Origin of the sequence: Haloarchaeobius salinus, assembly GCF_024464185.1 — an archaeon.
GTDB classification, from domain to species: Archaea; Halobacteriota; Halobacteria; order Halobacteriales; family Natrialbaceae; genus Haloarchaeobius; species Haloarchaeobius salinus.
In genome coordinates this window covers 861,216-879,984 of sequence record NZ_JANHAU010000001.1, presented here as the reverse complement: position 1 = coordinate 879,984, position 18,769 = coordinate 861,216, and the positions used below count along the sequence as shown (strand labels likewise).

The 18,769-nt window shown below is 68.0% G+C and carries 15 protein-coding genes; 6 read left to right on the top strand and 9 right to left on the bottom strand.

Features of this window, described 5'->3' with window-relative positions:
* The first annotated feature begins 108 nt into the window (after positions 1–108).
* Positions 109–1,305 (top strand): redox-regulated ATPase YchF, encoded by a 1,197-nt coding sequence (locus NO345_RS04450; protein ID WP_256296865.1) that lies wholly within the window; start codon positions 109–111, stop codon positions 1,303–1,305.
* 206 nt (positions 1,306–1,511) lie between these two features.
* Positions 1,512–2,546, top strand: a complete 1,035-nt coding sequence (locus tag NO345_RS04445; protein ID WP_256297564.1) for an NAD(P)/FAD-dependent oxidoreductase — start codon at positions 1,512–1,514, stop codon at positions 2,544–2,546.
* Between the two features lie 247 nt (positions 2,547–2,793).
* On the opposite strand, the gene NO345_RS04440 is transcribed toward NO345_RS04445, so the two are convergent.
* The 3 genes from NO345_RS04440 to NO345_RS04430 are packed head-to-tail and all read right to left on the bottom strand — an operon-like array spanning position 2,794 to position 8,521.
* A complete protein-coding gene (locus NO345_RS04440; protein ID WP_256296864.1) occupies positions 2,794–4,443 on the bottom strand; it encodes an Ig-like domain-containing protein in 1,650 nt (549 codons plus the stop codon).
* Between the two features lie 17 nt (positions 4,444–4,460).
* Positions 4,461–6,518, bottom strand: coding sequence for a type II secretion system F family protein (locus NO345_RS04435; RefSeq protein ID WP_256296863.1), 2,058 nt, complete (start codon positions 6,516–6,518; stop codon positions 4,461–4,463).
* Entirely contained in the window at positions 6,515–8,521 is a 2,007-nt protein-coding gene (locus NO345_RS04430; protein ID WP_256296861.1) for a type II/IV secretion system ATPase subunit, read from the bottom strand. The genes NO345_RS04435 and NO345_RS04430 overlap by 4 nt, the downstream gene beginning before the upstream one ends.
* A gap of 149 nt (positions 8,522–8,670) precedes the next feature.
* Between NO345_RS04430 and NO345_RS04425 the strand changes: the two genes are divergently transcribed.
* Positions 8,671–9,189 carry a gamma carbonic anhydrase family protein gene (locus NO345_RS04425; RefSeq protein ID WP_256296859.1) on the top strand — a complete coding sequence of 173 codons (519 nt, stop codon included), beginning with the start codon at positions 8,671–8,673 and terminating at the stop codon, positions 9,187–9,189.
* Between the two features lie 24 nt (positions 9,190–9,213).
* Here NO345_RS04425 and NO345_RS04420 read toward each other — a convergent pair whose 3' ends face one another.
* Positions 9,214–10,491, bottom strand: a complete 1,278-nt coding sequence (locus NO345_RS04420; RefSeq protein WP_256296857.1) for a carboxypeptidase regulatory-like domain-containing protein — start codon at positions 10,489–10,491, stop codon at positions 9,214–9,216.
* A 193-nt stretch (positions 10,492–10,684) separates the two neighbouring features.
* Here NO345_RS04420 and NO345_RS04415 point away from each other — a divergent pair, with 193 nt between their 5' ends.
* Both NO345_RS04415 and NO345_RS04410 read left to right on the top strand, forming a co-directional pair.
* Positions 10,685–12,001 carry a phosphoribosylamine--glycine ligase gene (locus NO345_RS04415; protein WP_256296855.1) on the top strand — a complete coding sequence of 439 codons (1,317 nt, stop codon included), beginning with the start codon at positions 10,685–10,687 and terminating at the stop codon, positions 11,999–12,001.
* 259 nt (positions 12,002–12,260) lie between these two features.
* Positions 12,261–13,442: a 3-dehydroquinate synthase II gene (locus tag NO345_RS04410; RefSeq protein ID WP_256296853.1), complete on the top strand. Its 1,182-nt coding sequence runs from the start codon at positions 12,261–12,263 to the stop codon at positions 13,440–13,442.
* 28 nt (positions 13,443–13,470) lie between these two features.
* Here the strand turns inward: NO345_RS04410 and NO345_RS04405 are convergent, their stop codons facing one another.
* The 4 genes from NO345_RS04405 to NO345_RS04390 form a co-directional block, all read right to left on the bottom strand.
* Complete coding sequence (locus NO345_RS04405) at positions 13,471–14,982, bottom strand: DUF7289 family protein (RefSeq protein WP_256296851.1); 1,512 nt, start codon at positions 14,980–14,982, stop codon at positions 13,471–13,473.
* Between the two features lie 221 nt (positions 14,983–15,203).
* Complete coding sequence (locus tag NO345_RS04400; protein WP_256296849.1) at positions 15,204–15,578, bottom strand: zinc ribbon domain-containing protein; 375 nt, start codon at positions 15,576–15,578, stop codon at positions 15,204–15,206.
* 134 nt (positions 15,579–15,712) lie between these two features.
* Positions 15,713–16,390, bottom strand: a complete 678-nt coding sequence (locus NO345_RS04395) for a type I 3-dehydroquinate dehydratase (protein ID WP_256296847.1) — start codon at positions 16,388–16,390, stop codon at positions 15,713–15,715.
* A gap of 123 nt (positions 16,391–16,513) precedes the next feature.
* Complete coding sequence (locus NO345_RS04390; RefSeq protein WP_256296845.1) at positions 16,514–17,476, bottom strand: transcription initiation factor IIB; 963 nt, start codon at positions 17,474–17,476, stop codon at positions 16,514–16,516.
* Positions 17,477–17,708: 232 nt separating this feature from the next.
* Between NO345_RS04390 and yjjX the strand changes: the two genes are divergently transcribed.
* Positions 17,709–18,224 carry an inosine/xanthosine triphosphatase gene (yjjX, locus tag NO345_RS04385; RefSeq protein WP_256296843.1) on the top strand — a complete coding sequence of 172 codons (516 nt, stop codon included), beginning with the start codon at positions 17,709–17,711 and terminating at the stop codon, positions 18,222–18,224.
* A 28-nt stretch (positions 18,225–18,252) separates the two neighbouring features.
* On the opposite strand, the gene NO345_RS04380 is transcribed toward yjjX, so the two are convergent.
* Positions 18,253–18,756, bottom strand: a complete 504-nt coding sequence (locus NO345_RS04380; RefSeq protein ID WP_256296841.1) for a hypothetical protein — start codon at positions 18,754–18,756, stop codon at positions 18,253–18,255.
* Between the last annotated feature and the right edge of the window lie 13 nt (positions 18,757–18,769).

The window sequence follows — 18,769 nt, the reverse complement described above, 5'->3', positions numbered from 1 at the left end:
CGGCGTTCCCGCAGGGTACTGACTCCACCAGTAGCCGTGCGAGACACTCACAACCACCGCGAACGCGTATTTCAAGCCTTATGCCGACCGGTGACGTTCGATAGGTCAATGAGCTACAACATCGGTCTCGTCGGCAAGCCCTCGGTGGGCAAGTCGACGTTCTTCAACGCGGCAACGATGAACGACGTTCCCGAGGGTGCGTACCCCTTCACGACCATCGACCCCTCCATCGGCGAGGCGTACGTCCGGGTGGACTGCGCCGCCCCGGAGTTCGACGAGCACTGCACACCGGACACGGGCTACTGCCGCGAGGGGACACGGTACGTCCCCACCAAACTCGTCGACGTGGCCGGCCTCGTCCCCGGCGCGCACGAGGGTCGCGGGCTGGGCAACCAGTTCCTCACCGACCTGAACGAGACGGACGTGCTCGTCCACGTCGTCGACTTCTCCGGCGAGACCGACCTCGAGGGCGAGCCCACCGAGGACCACGATCCCCGCGAGGACATCGACTTCCTGGAGAACGAGCTCGACCAGTGGTACGTCGGCATCCTCGAGACGGGCATCGAGAAGTTCCAGAACCGCTATCAGGCGGAGGACGACCACTCCATCGAGATCGAGCTCGCCGACCAGATGTCCGCCTTCGGCACGAACAAGGACGAGATCAAGCAGATAATCCTCGCACTCGACCTCGAACTCGACCCCGACACGTGGGACGAAGCCGACCGCGACGCGCTCGCCCGCGAGATCCGAAAGCGCACGAAGCCGATGGTCGTCGCCGCGAACAAGATGGACACCCCAGCGGCGCAGGAGAACTGGGACGAGATCACCGACGACCCCGACTACGACCACCTCCAGTTCGTCCCCGTCAGCGCCCACGCCGAGAAGGCACTGAAGAACGCGGCAGAGCAGGGCGTTGTTGACTACCACGCCGGCGACGACGACTTCGAAATCGTCGCCGACGTCTCCGACGAGCAGGAGCAGGGGCTCGAACAGATCCGCGAGTTCGTCACCGAGTACGGCGGGACGGGCGTCCAGCAGGCAATCGAGGCCGCGCTGTTCGACGAACTCGGCGTCATCGCCGTCTTCCCCGGCGGCGCGGAGGCCATGGGCGACGAGCAGGGCCGCGTGATGCGCGACTGCTTCCTCCTCCCCGGCGGCTCGACGACCAGCGACTTCGCGTACCACCTCCACTCCGACATCGGCGACGGCCTGCTCCACGGCCTCAACTGCCGGACCAAGCGGCAGATGGGGGGCGACACCGAACTCGAACACCGCGAGGTCGTCGAGCTCGTCACGACGAACTGACCCACCCTTCTTGTACGAAGCCGCGGCCAGCACCGGCGTGTTCTGACGACCGGACGCGCGACGGCCGAGGCCGGTGTGCGACGCACCGTCGCGTGACGCCATAGCTGCCGCGTCGCCTGTTCGCCAGCAGAACACCCCAGCTGAGCCGCCGTCACCCAACGAATCCGGCGCGGGGACTATGGGGGCGTGGTCCCCAGCCTCGGATGATGACCAGACACATCGCCGTCGTCGGGGCCGGCGCCGCCGGTGTCGGCGTGGCGGATGCCTGCCGCGACACACCGACCGAGGTGACGCTGTTCGACAAGGCCAGCGGCATCTCCGGGCGTGCCGCGACCCGCCGAAAGAACGGCTGTCGGTACGACCACGGCGCGAACTACATCAACCCCGGCGGCGACGCCTGGGTGGACGGGTTCCTCGACGACCTCGGGAGCGACGGCCTCGTCGACATCGAGCTGCCGGTGTGGACACACGACGCCGACGGTGGAATCGCCGAGGGGCGCGGCGACGGGGGACCGAAGTGGACCTACGCGCGGGGGATCACGCAGTTCGCGAAGCGGGTCAGGACGCGGGCAGCGGCGACCGTCCACACCGAAACGAGAATCGAATCCTTCGCCCGCGAGAGCGACGGCTGGACGCTGACCGACACCGACGGTGAGTCCCACGGCCCGTTCGACGCCGTGGTGCTGACGCCGCCCGCCCCGCAGACCGCCGACCTGCTCGCGGCCACCGAGTGGAGCGACGAGCGGCTGGACCGCCTCCACGCCGCCGTCGACGCCGTGGGGTTCCGGACCATCCGGGCGGTGCTCCTGCACTACCCGTTCGAGCTCGACCGACCGTGGTACGCGCTCGTGAACCCCGACCGCGAGCACCCCGTCGGCTGGCTCTCGCGCGAGGAGTGCAAGCCCGAGCACGTCCCCGACGGTGAGAGCCTGCTCGTCGTCCAGATGGCCCCGGACTGGTCCGTCGAACACTACGACGAGCCGCTGGACTCGGCCGCCGACGCGGTGGCGTCGCTCGTCGCGACGCTTCTCGACGACGTCCGACTGACGGAGCCGGACTGGGTCGACGACCAGGGCTGGCGCTACGCGCTCCCGGAATCGAGCATCGACGCCGCCGACGCCCGCTGTGCCGAGGACGCCGGGCTCTACGTCGCGGGCGACTGGGTCGCCGGCGAGGGCCGTGTCCACGTCGCCTTCGAGAACGGACGGACCGTCGGCAGGAGGGTGGCCGGGCAGGAGTAACGCCGTTGCTCGCGGTCGGCAGGAACAGTGGCGGGTCGTGCCCCGCCGGACTATGACAGGATTCGTGCTGCTGTTCTCGCCTCGGCCAGCGCGGCCCCACCCGCGACTGGCACCGACTGCGTCGTCGTTCGCCGTCCAAGCACGTCTACAGCAACGTGAGCGAGGCCATTAACCGTCAGGAGAGAATCGAGGGTCGAATCACGGTTCGAGTCGAGCGACTATCGACGAACGGGTCAGTGAACCCGGCTCACGTGTACGACGGCACGAAGTACACCGTGGTCGAACCGTCGTCGAACGTGAGCGCGAGGACGAAGAAGTCGTCCGAGTTCGCGCCCGAGTACGACGTCGTCCGGCCCGCGTCCGTGAAGAACTCCATGCGAAGCGTCACAGTCGAGTCCGCGTCGAAGGTCGGCTGGACGGACGACGGCAGGTTGACGAACTGCCCACCGACGTCGAGGTCGGCGAGAGTGGTCGAGCCACTGTCTTCGAGCAGCGTCGCGGTCACAGGCCGCGGGTTGTTGTTCCCGGGCCGACCCTGCATGTAGAGGTTCACGCGGGCGTGGGTGAGCGTCCGGTCGACGCCGTCGTTGTCGAACGTCAACTCGACAGTGTGGCCGCTCCCGAACCGCTCCGCGTCGCGGAGCGAGAAGCTCCCGAACTGCGTATCGGGGTTGATGACGCCACCGACGCTGTCGTCGGGGTCGCCGCGAGCGTCGGGGTCGACGACCAAGACGCTCTTAGAGGCGGTTTCAGCAGGACCGGAGCCGAAGCCGGCGCTCACGGTGGTCTGCCCGTCACGGTTCGCCCGGTAGACGAACGTGGCACGGCCGTCCGCACCGGTCGTGACGGTGCTGGCCTCGTCCAGTTCGAGTCCGACTCCGGACGCGGTCGTCGAGACAGGGACGCCACCGACGGGGTTATTGAACACATCACGAACCTCGAACGTGACGGTCGTCCGCTCGCCCGGGCGGAGCGTCGCATCACCCTGCTCGACAACCGTCATGTAGGCTGGGTCGGGTGCCGTGTCGTAGCCAGTCCCGACGCCCAGACTCGCCATCGCGAACTCGTAGGTTACGTTGCCCTCGAGCTCGATGGTGACGGTGCCATTCGTCGGCCCGGCGGTGACGCCAATGACGTGGCGGTCGTCAGAGCTACCGCCCGATATCTGGTCGGCAAGCACGTCGCTCTCCCACTGCTCGGGTGAGAGCGAGCTGGGTACAGTGATGGATATCGGGTCCGTCTCATTGTATAGCTCGACAGTCTGCGTCGATCTGCTCACTGCACGGAGCGACAGAACGACGGACCGAGTACTCTCCTCGTAGACCTCGCCGTCGACGGTCAGGAGCGTGATCCGCCGGCCGTCGACGAGCCGACCCTCGTCGACGAGCAGGGTGGTGTCACCGAAATCGTTGACGACCATGGTCCCCTCGTAGCGGGTCTGCGGTGCGGTCGTGTACTCACGGTAGGCCGGATCGAAGACGATGGTGCGAGTGGACGTGGTCCAGTCGCTACCATCCCAGTAATCTTGGGTCTCACGGTCGACGCCGGTCGCGCCGCTCACGACGATCTCTCCCGTTTCGGTGTACACCCGGCCGTTGGCGGCCGCGGGCGTCACGAGGAAGGCCATGGGCTGGTAGCGGACGCCGGTGCCGACCTCGACGGACTCGGTGCCGCCGCTGGTGGCGACGCGGTACGCGCTCCCCTGGAACTCGGTCGCGTCGTCGACGAGCCGCTGGTTGTGTTCGAACTCGGTCTGTTGGTTCAGCGCCGGTACGAGGCTGACCTGCGCGAGCACGAGCAGGGCGAGCACCAGCCCGAAGACGAGGATGCCTCCGAGGACCGGCGAGACGCCACGGTCGTTCCCCCTGAGTGTGTTGGTGTTGTGTCTGTAGTTCATTGATTTCCCCCCTTGTTTCAGACCAGGACGAAGGTCGCGAGTGCGACCAACGTCAGGCCGATGCTGTACTTGAGACCGGACAGCGTGTCGTTCGACGCGAGTTTGCCGGCGAGCAGTCCTGCCCCGACCGCCATGACGACGACCGAGTGGAAGAACAGCGCGCGGTACGTGTCGAGCGGGACGTTCGTGAAGCCGACGACGCCGACCCCGGTGGGCGCGTCGTCCGGCGTCGTCGCGGTCGCCTCGGCGATCGCGCCGAGGAAGCTCGCGTCGATGAGCACGATGACGAGCAGGTAGACCAGGAACCCGATCATGACGATGGCCAGGTACGAGGACATCGCCCGGTGGCGGGCCCGCTCGATGCGATGCCGTGCCCTGGTGTCCTCGGCCGCGATGGCGAGGATCCGGGACATGTCCCCCGACGACCGGCCGCCCTCGGCGACCAGCTTGATGGTGCGGCTGATGTGGGGCACCTGCAGCCGGTTGCCGAGCCCCAGCAGCGCGTCGGTGAGGTCGTGGTTCCAGCGAACGTCGTTGCGCACGACGCGGATCTCGTCCGCGAGGCTCCCCTTGGACCACCGCGCGACCATGTCCAGTGCGTCGACGAGCGGGATGCCCATGTGGTTCGCACTGGAGAGGACGTTCAGCGTGTCCGGGAAGCGCGCGGCGAGCAGGTTCTCGCGGCGGCGCTTGCGTTCGTGGTAGTACGACAGCGGCATCGCGACGATGAGTGCCGGCAGGACGAACAGCAGCGTCGTCACGGTGACCGGGTCGGCCAGCAGCGCGTCGACCGAGGGCGTCACCGTTCCGCGGAGCACCATCCCGGCGACGAACGCGGCGGCGGCCGGTGCCGTGAACACGAGCGTCAGCGGCGGGCTCGACCGGAGCGCGGCGAGTGGGTCACGTGCGAACGCGACGAAGCGCTCGTTGCGCTTCCCCCGTTCGTAGGCGAGGAAGCGCTCGTCGTCCAGTACGTCGTCGGTGTCGATGGGCCGTTCGCGCGTCTCCTCCAGATGGACGCCGCCGGGCTGGACGTACGGAGCCGAGAGCAGGTCGATCAGCAGCAGGAAGCCGAGCATCCCGAGCGGGAGCCCGACGTAGATGAGCGCGGCCATCTGGGCGAGCGTCGACCCGCCGAGGAAGCTGATGACCATCAGCGTCACGACGAGGAACAGCGGTGCCGCCACGAACGCGACGATGAACACCTCGGAGAGGACCGAGAGCGTCTCCAGGAACCCCTCCTGTTCCTCCTTTGCGGCCTCGGTGTAGTTGTCGGCCTGGTCCTCGAGGAAGGCGGTCACGTCACCGCCGGTCTCGAGGAGCCCGATGAAGTCGTCGAGGAACTGCTCCAGCTCGTCGCTCGGCGTGAGGTTGCGCGCGTTGCGCAGCGCGGTGAGCATGTCGTTGCCGAACAGTTGCATGTCGCGGACGACCATGTCGAACTCCGCGGCGACCTCGCCGTAGGTGTCCTCGGAGTCCGCGAGCGACTCGAAGACCGAGATGAGGTTCATCCCGCCGTGGCTCAGCGCGTACATGTAGGTGAGCGCGTGGGGCAGCATCACGTTGATCGCCCGTTCGCGGTTCGCGACGACGTTCTGCGGGTGGTAGTAGCGGAACAGCCAGGTGGAGCCGGCGGCGGTCCCACCTACGACGAGCGTGAGGAGGAGTCCCGCCAACAGCACGCGGTTGGCCGCGAGGAACGACCCGACGCTCCCCCCGACGGTGAGCGGCGAGTCGAGTGTCGCGAGGACGCCAGCGTCGGCCAGCAACCAGGCGAGCGTCCCGCCGAGGAGCGCCCCCACGCCGCCCGTGAGGAGGGCGAGGTGGACGCTCCGCGTGAGGTACACGTCGTACGTGGTGCCGATGCGCGCCTGGTTGAGCCAGCGCTGGGTGTCGCGGTACCGGCCCGGATGGGCCTTGAAGTACGCACGGATGGAGCCGTACTGCTCGCGCAGCGCGCCCATCTCCTCGGCCGTCATCTCCCGCGAGCGCGGGAAGTACTGGCTGACCTCGTACTCGGGAAGCGGCGTCTGTCCCTCGCTGAGCGGTGTCTGGATGCCGCCCTCGGTGCTCATCGCGCCTCCGCCTCGACGGGGGCGGTCAGTTCGCCCGCACGGACCTCGGCGAGCACGTCGTCGCGGTCGCGGTCGAACCGATGGATGGCCCCGGTGACCGTGTCGTAGTCGGTGATGTCCTCGTCGACGAGGTACTGGAGCACCTCGGCGCGGACCGCGAGCTCGTCCGCGAGTTCCTCGGCGGTCCAGCCGCGTTCTGCCGCGATCTCGGCGAGGAGTTCGGAGTCACCGACGTGGTCGTACTCGTCGTCCGACGGGTCCCAGCGGAACACCTCGTTCGCCTCGATATCCGAGAGGTCGTCCGACGGGCGGATCTCGGCGACGACGTCGTTCCGACGGACGCGGGTGTCGTCGTCGAAGATCTGCTTCTGGATGGCGATGACGTCGAGGTCCTGGATCATCTGGCTCGGCACCGACAGCGGCGCGTTCTGCAGGCGAGCGAGCGCACCGTCGACGGAGTCGGCGTGGATGGTCGTGTACGACGTGTGGCCGGTCGCGATGGCGTTGAAGAACGTCAGCGCGACGCGCTGCTCGGTGCGTATCTCGCCGACGAGCAGGTACTCGGGGCGCTGGCGCAGGCTCGCCTGGAGCAGCTGGTACATCGAGACCTCACCGCGACCACCCTCGGTGACCGGCGGGCGCGAGACGGACTGGATCCAGTTGTCGTGCGGGAGGGTGATCTCCCGGGTGTCCTCGATGGTGACGACCTTCGCGTTCGGCGGGATGAAGAAGCCGACCGCGTTCATGCTGGTCGTCTTCCCCGAGCCGGTCCCGCCGGCGAACACGAGCGAGCGGTTGTTCTCGATGACGAGCCAGAAGTACGCCATCTGCTCGACGTCGAACGTGTTCCACTTGATGAGGTCGACCGGCGTGTACGGCACGTCGGCGAACTTCCGGATGGTGAAGTTCGCACCCCGGGTCGCGATGTCGCTGCCCAGCGTGAGCTGGATGCGCGAACCGTCCGGCAGGCTCGCGTCGACGAGCGGGTTGGACACCGAGATGTGCTTGCCCGCGCGCTGTGCGAGCCGGACGGTGAAGGAGTTCAGGCGGTCCTTGTCGAAGCTGACGTTGGTCCGCAGGTCGCGGTAGCCACCGTGGTAGACGAACACCGGGACGTCGACCCCGTCACACGAGATGTCCTCGAGGTTGCCGTCGCGCATCAGCGGGTCGATCTTCCCGTAGTCGAGGAAGTCCCGCAGCAGGTAGTACAGCAGCTTGTAGATGGAGCCGTCGTCCACCGTCGCCGCGTGCTCAGCGATGATCTCCTTCGCCTTCGACTCGAAGACGGACTCGCGCTCGACGTCGTCACCGACGTCGTGGTACATGAGGCTGTTGCGCAGGATGCGCGTAAGGTCCTCGCGGACGTACCGCTCGAAGCCGTCGAGGACGACCTCGGTGACCTCGTAGCTGAACGCCTTCGTCCCGGGGTGGAACAGCACCGAGACGTACGCGTAGGGCTCGTTCACCCAGTAGCGCTCGACCTGGACGCGCTCGTCGAGGTACGAGAAGTCGAACCAGTGCGTGTCGATGAACTCGTCGGTCGGCCGCTCGGCGAACCCGGTGTCGAGGTCGGCGGCGTCGAAGTACGCCTTCACCTCGGCGAGGACGGTCTCGCGGACGTCCTCGGGCTCGGGCGGCTCCTGCTCCTCGACCCAGAGCACGAGCTCCGAGAGCCCGTCGTCCTCGCTCCCGGTCGGGTCCCCGTCGTCGGGCCGGACCACGAGGTCCTCGACGAGCCGCTCGTCGAGTATCTCCCAGTCGGCGGTCTCGCCGTCGGCCTCGTCGGGCCGGACGACCAGGTCGTCGTCCGGGTCCTCGAAGATGTTCGAGACCGGTCGCTCGGTGGATTCGTCGGCGGACGCCTCGGCGGTCGTCCCGTCCCCATCGGTGCGCGGGCCATCTCCCCAGATGGCGGTGTCGGTCCCCTCGTCCACGACGTCGACCGACTCCCCCGTGTCGGTCTCGTGGTCCTCTGACTGCTCGGTTGACTCATCGTACCCCATACTAACCGACCAGTATACGCCGTACAAGGACGTAAAGGTTGTCTATAAAACACGTTTGAGTGCCACGTACCGCCGAAAATCGAGAGAATCGGGACAGGAGAGCGTCCCGACGCGAACCGTTTTGGTACTGTGTCACGATACCGAACCACATGGTAGACCGTCGGAACTACGCGTTCGAGTCGACCACGCCGACCGTCCACGAAGACGCGTTCGTCGCCCGCGACGCGACGCTCGTCGGCGACGTCCACGTCGAGCAGGATGCGAGCGTCTGGCCGGGCGTCGTCCTCCGTGGCGACGTCGGTACCGTCCGCGTGGGTGCGGAGTCACACGTCGGCGATACCGCCGTCTTCCACGCCAGCGAGGTCGGCGAACGAGTCATGGTCGGCCACGGTGCGGTGCTGAACGACGCCATCGTCGAGACCGGGTCGCTGGTGGGGATCAACGCGACGCTGAACTCGGGGGCGACCGTCGGCGAACGGAGCGTCGTCGCAGCCGGCACCGTGCTCCCCGACGGCTTCGCGGTGCCGCCGGAGTCGTTCGCGCGCGGCGTCCCCGCGACGGTCCTGCCGCTGTCGGAGACGAGCGTCGACCCGGAGGAGATAGCGACCGCCTACTCGTCGGGTGCCTACACCGACCTCGCGTCCCGTCACGAGGAGCTGTTCGAGTAGCAGGCGGGTGGGCGACCGCCTCGCTCAGTCCCGGATGCGCGCGAGCAACGCGGCGATGACCAGCGCGACGAGCGCGACGGCCACGCCGAAGCCGGGCGTCCCGCCATCGCCCGACGCCTCGGTGGTCGCCGGTGCCTGCGAGGTCGGGGCCGCCGTCGGCGTCGGGGTCGCGTTCTGCGTCGCGGTCGTGGTCGGCGCATCGGTCCGCGGCTCGAAGGCCTCGATGACGACGCCGGCCGACTCGACCGAGCCGTTGACCGCGGTGAGCTCGACCTCGCCGGCCTGCTCGACCGTCACGGTCGCCTGACCGGCGTCGTCGGTCGTCCCGACGGTCTCGCCGTCGATCCGGATGTCGGCACCGACGGCCGGCTCGTCGTACTCGTCGGTGACGTCGACGCGGACGGTCTGTCCGACGACGACCTGCGTGTTCATCGGCTCGACCGTCAGCTGGGGCGTGCGCTGGATCTCGAACGTCTGGCTCCGGTCCCTCTCGCCGAGACGGAACGTGGAGCTGGCCGGCTCGTATCCCTCCTTGTCGACGGTGACGCTGTAGCGCGTGTTCACGTCGAGGCTGACGCTCCGGCTCCCGCTGCTGTCGGTCTGGAACGTTCCGATGGTCCCGCCCGCGTCCTCGATCTCGATGTTCGCCCGGATGGGCTCGGCGGGGTCGAAGTGCGGGTCGACGACGCTGAAGTCGACCGTGACACTGCCCTGCTCGACCTCGACGGGCACGTCGGTGTCGCCCGAGAGCGCCACCGTGGTCTGTACCTCGTAGTAGCCCGGCTTCGTGATCTCGACGGTGTAGTTGCCCCGCTCGAGCTCCGGCGTCGTGTACGTCCCGTCGCTGCCGGTCCTCCCGGTCGCGGCGAGCACCGTCCGCCCCTCCTTGCGGAGCTGGACGCTCGCATCGGTGACGCCGTTGCCGCTGCCGTCGACGACGGATACCTGCCCGGTCGCGGCCGGGTGCATCGTCACCGAGACCTCGGTGCCGTCCGTGACGTTCTCGACCGTCATCGGGTTGTTCTTGACGAGCATCGGGTGGCTCGGCATGATCTCGACGGTCGCGCCCTCGGGCACGTCGAACAGCGCCTCGCCGTTCGAGAACGTCCCGCTGGTCACTTCCTCGCCGTCGTACGATACCGTCACCTCGGCGTTGCCCAGGGGGTCACCCTGCGCGTTCACCACGGTCACACGGAGTGTCACGTCGGCCTCGGCCGTGCTCGCCGATGCCGCCGGGGTGGCGGCCACGGTCAGGGGGGAGACGAGCACCGCGAGACCGACGAGTGCCACGATCAGTCGCATGTTGACCCAGAGTGGAACGCGTACTCACTTAAATTTCTCCAGTATCGCGTCCTGTAATTCCTGTCGAACCGACGAAACCGCCGCGTCCGTCGGCCACACGCCGGGCACATAACGGACCCGTTTTTCACCGTGGCGGTCGTCGGTGCCACGTGGACGTCCCGACGAGCGTCCTCGACGACACATCACCCCAACCATGGACACAAGACGCTTCCTGTTCGTCTCCGCCGACGCCGCACTGATCACCGACCTCGCCTGGCAGGTCCACCGCGAGGGCCACGACGTGAAGTACTACATCGACGCCCCGGGCGACCGGGAGATCGGCGATGGCTTCGTCCCGAAGACGGACGACTGGGAGGCCGAGGTCGACTGGGCCGACGTCGTCGTCTTCGACGACATCTGGGTCGGCGACGACGTCGGCACCGGTGCGCTCGCCCGGGAGCTCCGCGAGGCGGGGACCGCGGTCGTGGGCGGCACCCCGAACACGGACCGTCTCGAGGAGGACCGCGGGTACGCGATGGACGTGCTCGAGGACCACGGCGTGAACACCATCGAGCACCACGTGTTCCACGACTTCGACGCGGCCATCCAGCACGTCAGGGAGCACCCCGCCCCGTACGTCATCAAACCCCTGGGCGAGGTCCAGAACGTCAAGCGCCTGCTGTACGTCGGCAGCGAGGACGACGGCAGCGACGTCGTCGACGTGCTCCGTGCCTACGAGAAGGCCTGGGGCCACCGGATGAAGGGGTTCCAGCTCCAGCGCAAGGTCGACGGTGTGGAGATCGCCGTCTGTGGCTTCTTCGACGGGAACTCCTTCGTCGACGAGGTGAACTTCAACTTCGAGCACAAGAAGCTCTTCCCGGGCAACATCGGCCCCTCCACCGGCGAGATGGGCACCTCGATGTTCTGGGCCGGGCGCAACCGCCTGTTCGAGGAGACGCTGGGCAAACTGGAGGGCTGGCTCGCCGACGAGGGCTACGTCGGCAGCATCGACATCAACTGCATCGTCAACGAGACCGGCATCTACCCGCTGGAGTTCACGCCGCGCTTCGGCTACCCGACCATCGCCCTCCAGGAGGAGTCCTTCGAGTCCAACACGGGGGAGTTCTTCTACGACCTCGCCCACGGGAACGACCCCGACCTCGCGGTCCACCGGGGCTACCAGATCGGCGTCCGGGTCGTCCTCCCACCGTTCCCGTTCGACGACCCGAAGACCTACGACGAGAACTCCCGCAACGCCGCCGTCGTCTTCGAGACCGAGAGCCGGAAGGGCATCCACCTCGAGGACGCGAAGAACGTCGACGGCCAGTGGCGCGCCGCCGGCGACAACGGCATGCCAATCGTCGTCACCGGGAAGGGCGAGACGATGGCCGAGGCCCGCGAACAGGCCTACGGCCGCATCGGCGACATCGTCATGCCGAACATGTACTACCGCGACGACATCGGCGAACGCTGGATCGACGGCGAGGGCGACCGCCTGCAGGCGTGGGGGTATCTGGGGCCGCAGTCGTAACGCGGACCCAGAAGGTTTACAGCTAGTGTAAACTTCTGGCCCGCATCGACAGTTGACCAGCCGGGCGGCGCGCGCTGACGAGACTGCGCGAGGGACGAGAAGCGCCGAGAGGGAGCCGCGGGAGCGTAGCTCGCCGGGGGTTCCTGGCTGTTGTCGACGCTACCGGGACCGTCTCCGCAGTCTGCTACCGATCTCACCATCACCTGCTGTACTCGTCACGAACGCCACGTTCAAGCCACCGCCCTTCGACCGTTGGATTATGACACGCGAAGTCTGGCTGAAGGCCGACGACGCCGTCGGCGACTGGGAGGCGCGGAAGCGCCGCATCACCGCCGGCCTGGAGGCCGGCGTGGACTGGGTGCTCGTCGACGACTGGGACGTCGAGCGGGTGCGCGAGCTCGGTGCGGTGAACGTGGCGGCGTTCCGGAGCGGCGGCGACGTGGACGTCATCGACGACGCGGAGGGCGAGGCCGAGGAGCTCGAGGAGCCGGCCGAGCCGGACGCGTACGTCGTCGGGAAGGAGGGCGAGGGCGACGGCACGGTCGACTTCCCGGCGGACCTCTCGGGCTCTGCGGACCTCTCGACGCTGCGGCGGGGCAACGCCGACGGGGCGTACGTGCGTATCATGGGCCAGGAGTACGAGCGCTTCGCCGAGGCGGCGGCAGAGACAGCGGACTACACCATCGTCGTCGGCGAGGACTGGACCATCATCCCGCTTGAGAACCTCATCGCGCGCATCGGCGACGAGACGAGCCTCGTGGCGGGTGTCTCGAACGCGGAGGACGCCCGGACGGCGTTCGAGACGCTGGAGTCAGGCGCGGACGCCGTGCTGCTCGACAGCGACGACCCGGACGAGATCCGGCGCACGGTGGAGGTCCGGGACGAGACAGAGCGCGAGAAGCTGGACCTCTCGTGGGCGACGGTCCGCACCGTCGAACAGACCGGGAGCGCCGACCGGGTCTGCGTCGATACCGGTTCGCTGCTCGACCACGACGAGGGGATGCTCGTCGGCTCGATGAGCCGCGGACTGGTGTTCGTCCACGCCGAGACCGCGGAGTCGCCCTACGTCGCCTCGCGGCCGTTCCGCGTGAACGCCGGGGCGGTCCACGCGTACGTCCGCACGCCCGGCGGCGGGACGAAGTACCTGAGCGAGGTCGGTTCCGGCGACGAGGTGCAGGTCGTCGACACCGAGGGCCACACCCGCGAGGCCATCGTCGGCCGCGCGAAGATCGAGCAGCGCCCGATGTTCCGCGTCGAACTGGAGCGCGACGGCGACCGGTTCGAGACGCTGCTGCAGAACGCCGAGACCATCAAGGTCCACACGCGCGACGGCCGGACGGCCATCACCGACCTCGCGGAGGGTGACGAGCTGCTGGTCTACTACGAGGACACCGCCCGGCACTTCGGTGAGGCCATCGAGGAGAGCATCGTCGAGAAGTAGCCGGCCGACGCGAGCGCACCCGCACCGCTCAGGCTGACGGGGACAGGCTCGCCACCACGCTGTTCTCCTCGTCGTCCTCCTCGACGATTATCTGGTCCTTCTCGATGCGGATGGAGAAGTCGCTCGTGCTGTTCCACGACTGCTCGATGGTCACGAGCACGACCGCGTCGTTGTAGTCCGGGTCGCCGGAGCCGTCGGCGTCTTCGGGGTCCGCGTCGGGCTCCGAGAGCTCGTAGAGGAAGACGACCTCGTTGGGTGCGAGCTGGAGCGTCCCCGTGTCGTCGATGCGCGAGCCGAGGATCTCGTCGAGCCCACGCTGCTCGGGTCCTGCCGCCCCGAAGCTCGGCACCTCCTCGCCGTCCTGCAGCACGACGAGGTTCGAGCTCTCGCCGGTGGAGTTCAGCGAGATGCGCTCGTCGTCCTCGTCGAGGTCGGTGCAGCGCCACTGGTCGTAGGAATCACCGCCGACGGTGATGTCCTGTCCGGTGTCTTCGCCATCGTACCACCACCCACACGACCACGAGGTCGCTCTGACGGTGATGGACGTGCCGGCGGGGTAGTCGTTCAGCTCGTAATGCTGGTACTCGCCCTCGGTCGGGTCGTTCACGTCGTCCTCCGCGGGGTCGTCCGCGATGGCGTCGTCCGGGTCGCCGTCCGGCCAAGGCGTGTACTCGTCACCGCCAGCGACGACGCGGAACGTCGTCGGCCCGTAAATCGCCCGGTCGCCCGAGAGCCCCGACAGCTCCGTCCCGAGCAGCTCGACGGTCGCGTTGAACTGCGTGCTCGAGGTGACGGAGTCGTTCGAGCTGTTCACCGAGAACGTCGAGTCGATGGGGAGCTCGACGCTCGCGGTGCGTGCGTCGTCGTCGACGACGGTCGTCGACTCGTTCAGCGTGCCCTCGAAGTACCGGCCCCACGCCTCGTAGAACTGGCTCTCAACGGTGATCGTGATGGTCTCGGGAGGGAAGCAGCCATCGCCGCCCCGGTAGAGCTCCTCGACGATGTCGTCGTCGGCGCTCGTCTCGGCGGACCGCATCACTGCCTGCCCGCCGTCGAACTCGCCCGAGATGTTCGTGAGGTCCATCGTCAGCTGGCCGTCGTCGTGGTCGATTTGGGGCGCGGACACCATCGAGATGCCGCCGTCGCTGTCGAGCCGCCAGATACCACCGGCCTCGTAGGCGAGCCGGTTGCCCCGCCGGTCGTGGTACTGGACGCTCCCAAGCGGGGTCGTGGTCGAACAGTTCGCCTGCCCGTTCACCGTGAAGCTGACCGAGCCGTTCCTGACGACGCGGTAGACGCCGTCGCGACTCTCGAGGTCGATGCCGACCGGCCCGCCGGTCGTATCGCCGACGCGTGAGTCGAGTTCGTGCATCCCCATCTGCGCCGAACTGACCGATGCCTCCTCCTGGATACTGTCGACCGCTACCGACCCTGCGAGCAGGATGGCCGCGATGCCCACAGCGACCATGCCGAACAGCAAGACGAGCCCCAACAGCTCCGAGACCCCCCTGTCCTGGGTCTCCGAGGGTGCGCTATCCATATGCCTGTCTCTAGCCACAAGATACTCGTACTGTGATATCAAGTTAGTTTTTGTTTTCTAACACTACTGCGGCTGTTTTTGCAATCAGACACCACCAATAACCAGACGTTACTACCGTTTAGACGTGCTGAAAACGGTGTTCTACTGCGGAGAGCTGTCGGCAGGTGTGCGCCCGACTATCTCGAGACGAACACTGTCATATAGATGTCGTGAACCGCTAGCTACTCGGCCCGGAGTTCGTGGGCACACCAGGGACAGAACGAGAGCGACTCGTCCAGTTCGCGACCGCAGTTCGGACAGCTCGCCGCGGTTTCGGGGTCGGCCGTCGAGCGCTCCAGCAGGTACACGTCGAGCATCGCCGCGAACTCCACGGCGCTCAGCGCGACGTTCGCCTCGAACGACGATGCCTCCCAGGCTTCGAGGGCCGACTCGACGACCGGACCGCTGGTCGGGAGCGGCGGCCCGAGCAGGAGGACGACGCCCACCGCCATCGCCGCGAAGCCGAGTCCGCGCTGGAACCGGCGGACGTAGACGTGACCGAGCCCCGGGAACAGGAACGAGAGGATGACCGCGACGAGCCGCCGAATCCGTCCCATACTCCGACGTGTGTCTTCGGGTGTGAATACGGTTCGGGTTCTGGCACCGGCCGTCGGTCTCGTCCGGTCGAGGTCGGTGCGCTCGCGGTCCAGTCGGCCACAGGCCGGTGGCGAACGTCGCGGTGCCGTCGCCGTCACCGGCGGGAGAGCTCGTCGACGAGTTGGGCCGTGGTCGCGAGGTCGAACTGCCCGGGCGCGGTCGCGTCGGCGGGGTCGACCGGCGCGTAGCCGATGCGGGAGCCGTACAGCGGGGCGACGACGCGGGAGTGTCGGCCGGCCTCGCCCATCGCGATGGTCGCCACCGGGTCGCCCGCCCGGTCGTACTCGTCGGTGAGTGCGAGCAGCGAGAGGACGTCCTGCCGGTCGGTCGCCGTGACGGCGAGCTTCGCCACGTCGCCGTATGCGAGCCCGGCGTCGAGCGCCGTCGCCATCGTCTCCGCGTCGCCCGCGCCCTCGAAGTCGTGCGTCGAGACGACGACGCTCGCGCCCACCTCGCGAGCTCGCTCGACGACCCGCTCGCCGTCGTCGCCCCGTATCGACGCCAGCTCGACGTCGATGGCCTCGACGGCGTGCGTCGTCGCCGCAGTCGCCAGCGCGTCCAGCCGGTCGGTGTCGTCCCCGGCCCCGCCGCCCTCCCAGCGCGCCCGGTTCGTCGCCAGCACCGGCAGCTCGCCGTCGTAGTCCGCGAGCGCGGCCAGCGGGTCGCTCGCGAGGTCCATCCGGAACTCGACGGCGTCGGCGTGCTCGCGGGCCGCCGGTTCGGCGGCGAGGTCCGCCGTGCTCGCACAGAGGACGAACGAGTCGAAGTCCATGGACGGGCTACTGCGCGGACCGGCAAAAACGTGCGCGATGGCGGCACCGCTACCGGTGTGTGGTCCGCGTTTGAGAACGGGCGTCGGGTCGCGACGCGATGTCGTGTCGCTGGTGCCGGCCGTTCAGACGAGGCCGAGGTTGTCCTCGGCTTCGAGCAGCTCGTGGTAGCGGTTCCGGATGGTGACCTCGGAGATGTCGGCGACGTCGCTGACGGCGGCCTGCGTCGTCTTCTCGTTCGTGAGCAGCGAGGCAGCGTAGACGGCGGCGGCGGCGAGGCCGACGGGCGACTTGCCGGAGTGGACGCCCTTCTCCTTGGCGTTCTGGAGCAGTGCGCGGGCGCGGTGCTCGGCCTCGTCGGAGAGTTCGAGACCCGAGGCGAAGCGCGGGACGTAGCTCTCGGGGTCGGCCGGGCGGACCTCCAGACCGAGTTCGCGGACGACGTAGCGGTACGTGCGGGCGACCTCGTTCTTCTCGACGCGGGAGACGTCGCTGATCTCGTCGAGGCTGCGCGGGACGCCGGCCTGGCGCGCGGCGGCGTAGACGGAGCTCGTCGCGACGCCCTCGATGGAGCGGCCCGGGAGCAGGTCCTCGTTCAGCGCGCGGCGGTAGATGACGGAGGCGGTCTCGCGGACGTTGTCCGGGAGGCCGAGCGCGCTCGCCATGCGGTCGATCTCGCCGAGGGCCTGCTTGAGGTTGCGCTCCTTCGAGTCGCGGGTGCGGAAGCGCTCGTTCCACTTCCGGAGGCGCTGCATCTTCTCGCGCTGGCGCGAGCCCAGGGAGTTGCCGTAGGCGTCCTTGTTCCGCCAGTCGATGTTCGTCGAGAGGCCCTTGTCGTGCATCGTGTTCGTCGTCGGCGCGCCGACGCGGGACTTCTCGTTCTTCTCCTGGGCGTCGAACGCGCGCCACTCGGGGCCGCGGTCGACCTGGTCCTCCTCGACGACGAGACCGCAGTCGCCACAGACGGTCTCGGACCCCTCACTGACGACGTGACCGCCGCATTCGGGGCAGCTGAGGCCGCTGTCTTTGGTCTGTTCGTCCGTCTGTTCCTCGTTTCGTGGTCGTGCTCGGGTTCGTGCGTTCGTCATAGGTGCGAAGGCGGGGGCTACCGGCCAGGGGTTCAACCTGGAGAAACCGGAAGCGCTGATGCTGTAGACACGAGTCGCAGTGATGGCGTATAAAGATTTTGGAACTCTTTTCGTATCCTCGGGATTCGTGGTCCGAAACGGCGGTTCGTAGATAAAAATCATAACATTCATATATTGTCGTTTCGGCGGGCGGAGGACAACACACATCCCGTTCGGACGGCCATGAACGGGTATGCGAGTCGCAGTCGGCAGCGAGAATCCGGTGAAAGTCGCGGCGACCGAGGCGGCCATCGGCGACCTCCCCGGGGCGACCGTCGACGCGGTGGCGGTCGACTCCGGCGTCGCCGAACAGCCGACCGGACTGGACGAGACCAGAACCGGCGCACGGAACCGTGCTCGGCGGGCGTACGAGACCGGCGGCTACACCCTCGGCGTCGGCATCGAGGGCGGCGTCGCCCCCCTCGGTACCGACGACGTGTACCTCGTGATGTGGGCCGCGGTCACCGACGGCGAGCGCGTCGAGCTCGCCGCCGGCCCGAGCGTGCGCCTGCCCGACAGCGTGACCGAACGCATCCAGGCGGGCGAGGAGCTCGGCCCGGTGATGGACGACGAGTTCGACCGCGAGGGCGTCGCGCGGAGCGAGGGCGCTATCGGCATCTTCACCGGCGGGACGGTCGACCGGGAGGACGCACTCCGGTCCGCCGTCGCGGGCGCGCTCGGTCCGTTCGTCACCGCGAGCTACGACTGAGGCCCGACGGCACGTCCGGGGCCGACAGTCACGCCACCGTGACGGTCCCGTTCTCCACGTGCTCCTCGTTCAGCGTCAGCTCGACCGTGTAGTTGCCCGGCTCGTCGGGGTTGTCGACGGCGGGGTACTCGAGCAGAACGGTGTCGCCGGCGTCGAGCGTGTAGCCGGTGTCGAGCGTGACGGTGTAGGAGTACTCGTTGGTGTTGACGCCGCTCACGTGGCTCTCGTCGAACCGCTCCTCGGCCTCGCCGTCGTCGTCCGTGTCGACCGCGATGCGGATCTCCTCGTGGCCCGCCGCGTCCACGTCGAACGCCTCACGGGGGTAGACCGCCGCAACCTCGGTCAGCTCGGTCCCCGCTGCCGACTCGTCGACATCGAAGACGAGCGACTGCGTGACGTTCGTCGCCCCGGGGTCGTCGTCCGCTACCTCGAGATCGTCCTCGGTGGCCGGGGCGTCGTCACCCGGGAGCGCCGAACAGCCGGCCAGTGCGACCATCGCGACCAGTCCGACCGCAAGGAGCTGTCGTTTCACACGAAAGCCGCAC

What these genes read in the sequence shown, in the direction of transcription:
- NO345_RS04445 (WP_256297564.1), top strand. Translation starts at nt 1,512, where the DNA reads ATGACCAGACACATCGCCGTCGTCGGGGCCGGCGCCGCCGGTGTCGGC.
- NO345_RS04420 (WP_256296857.1), bottom strand. Translation starts at nt 10,491, where the DNA reads ATGCGACTGATCGTGGCACTCGTCGGTCTCGCGGTGCTCGTCTCCCCC.
- NO345_RS04435 (WP_256296863.1), bottom strand. Translation starts at nt 6,518, where the DNA reads ATGAGCACCGAGGGCGGCATCCAGACACCGCTCAGCGAGGGACAGACG.
- yjjX (WP_256296843.1), top strand. Translation starts at nt 17,709, where the DNA reads ATGCGAGTCGCAGTCGGCAGCGAGAATCCGGTGAAAGTCGCGGCGACC.
- NO345_RS04450 (WP_256296865.1), top strand. Translation starts at nt 109, where the DNA reads ATGAGCTACAACATCGGTCTCGTCGGCAAGCCCTCGGTGGGCAAGTCG.
- NO345_RS04410 (WP_256296853.1), top strand. Translation starts at nt 12,261, where the DNA reads ATGACACGCGAAGTCTGGCTGAAGGCCGACGACGCCGTCGGCGACTGG.
- NO345_RS04430 (WP_256296861.1), bottom strand. Translation starts at nt 8,521, where the DNA reads ATGGGGTACGATGAGTCAACCGAGCAGTCAGAGGACCACGAGACCGAC.
- NO345_RS04425 (WP_256296859.1), top strand. Translation starts at nt 8,671, where the DNA reads ATGGTAGACCGTCGGAACTACGCGTTCGAGTCGACCACGCCGACCGTC.
- NO345_RS04440 (WP_256296864.1), bottom strand. Translation starts at nt 4,443, where the DNA reads ATGAACTACAGACACAACACCAACACACTCAGGGGGAACGACCGTGGC.
- NO345_RS04390 (WP_256296845.1), bottom strand. Translation starts at nt 17,476, where the DNA reads ATGACGAACGCACGAACCCGAGCACGACCACGAAACGAGGAACAGACG.
- NO345_RS04415 (WP_256296855.1), top strand. Translation starts at nt 10,685, where the DNA reads ATGGACACAAGACGCTTCCTGTTCGTCTCCGCCGACGCCGCACTGATC.
- NO345_RS04400 (WP_256296849.1), bottom strand. Translation starts at nt 15,578, where the DNA reads ATGGGACGGATTCGGCGGCTCGTCGCGGTCATCCTCTCGTTCCTGTTC.
- NO345_RS04395 (WP_256296847.1), bottom strand. Translation starts at nt 16,390, where the DNA reads ATGGACTTCGACTCGTTCGTCCTCTGTGCGAGCACGGCGGACCTCGCC.
- NO345_RS04405 (WP_256296851.1), bottom strand. Translation starts at nt 14,982, where the DNA reads ATGGATAGCGCACCCTCGGAGACCCAGGACAGGGGGGTCTCGGAGCTG.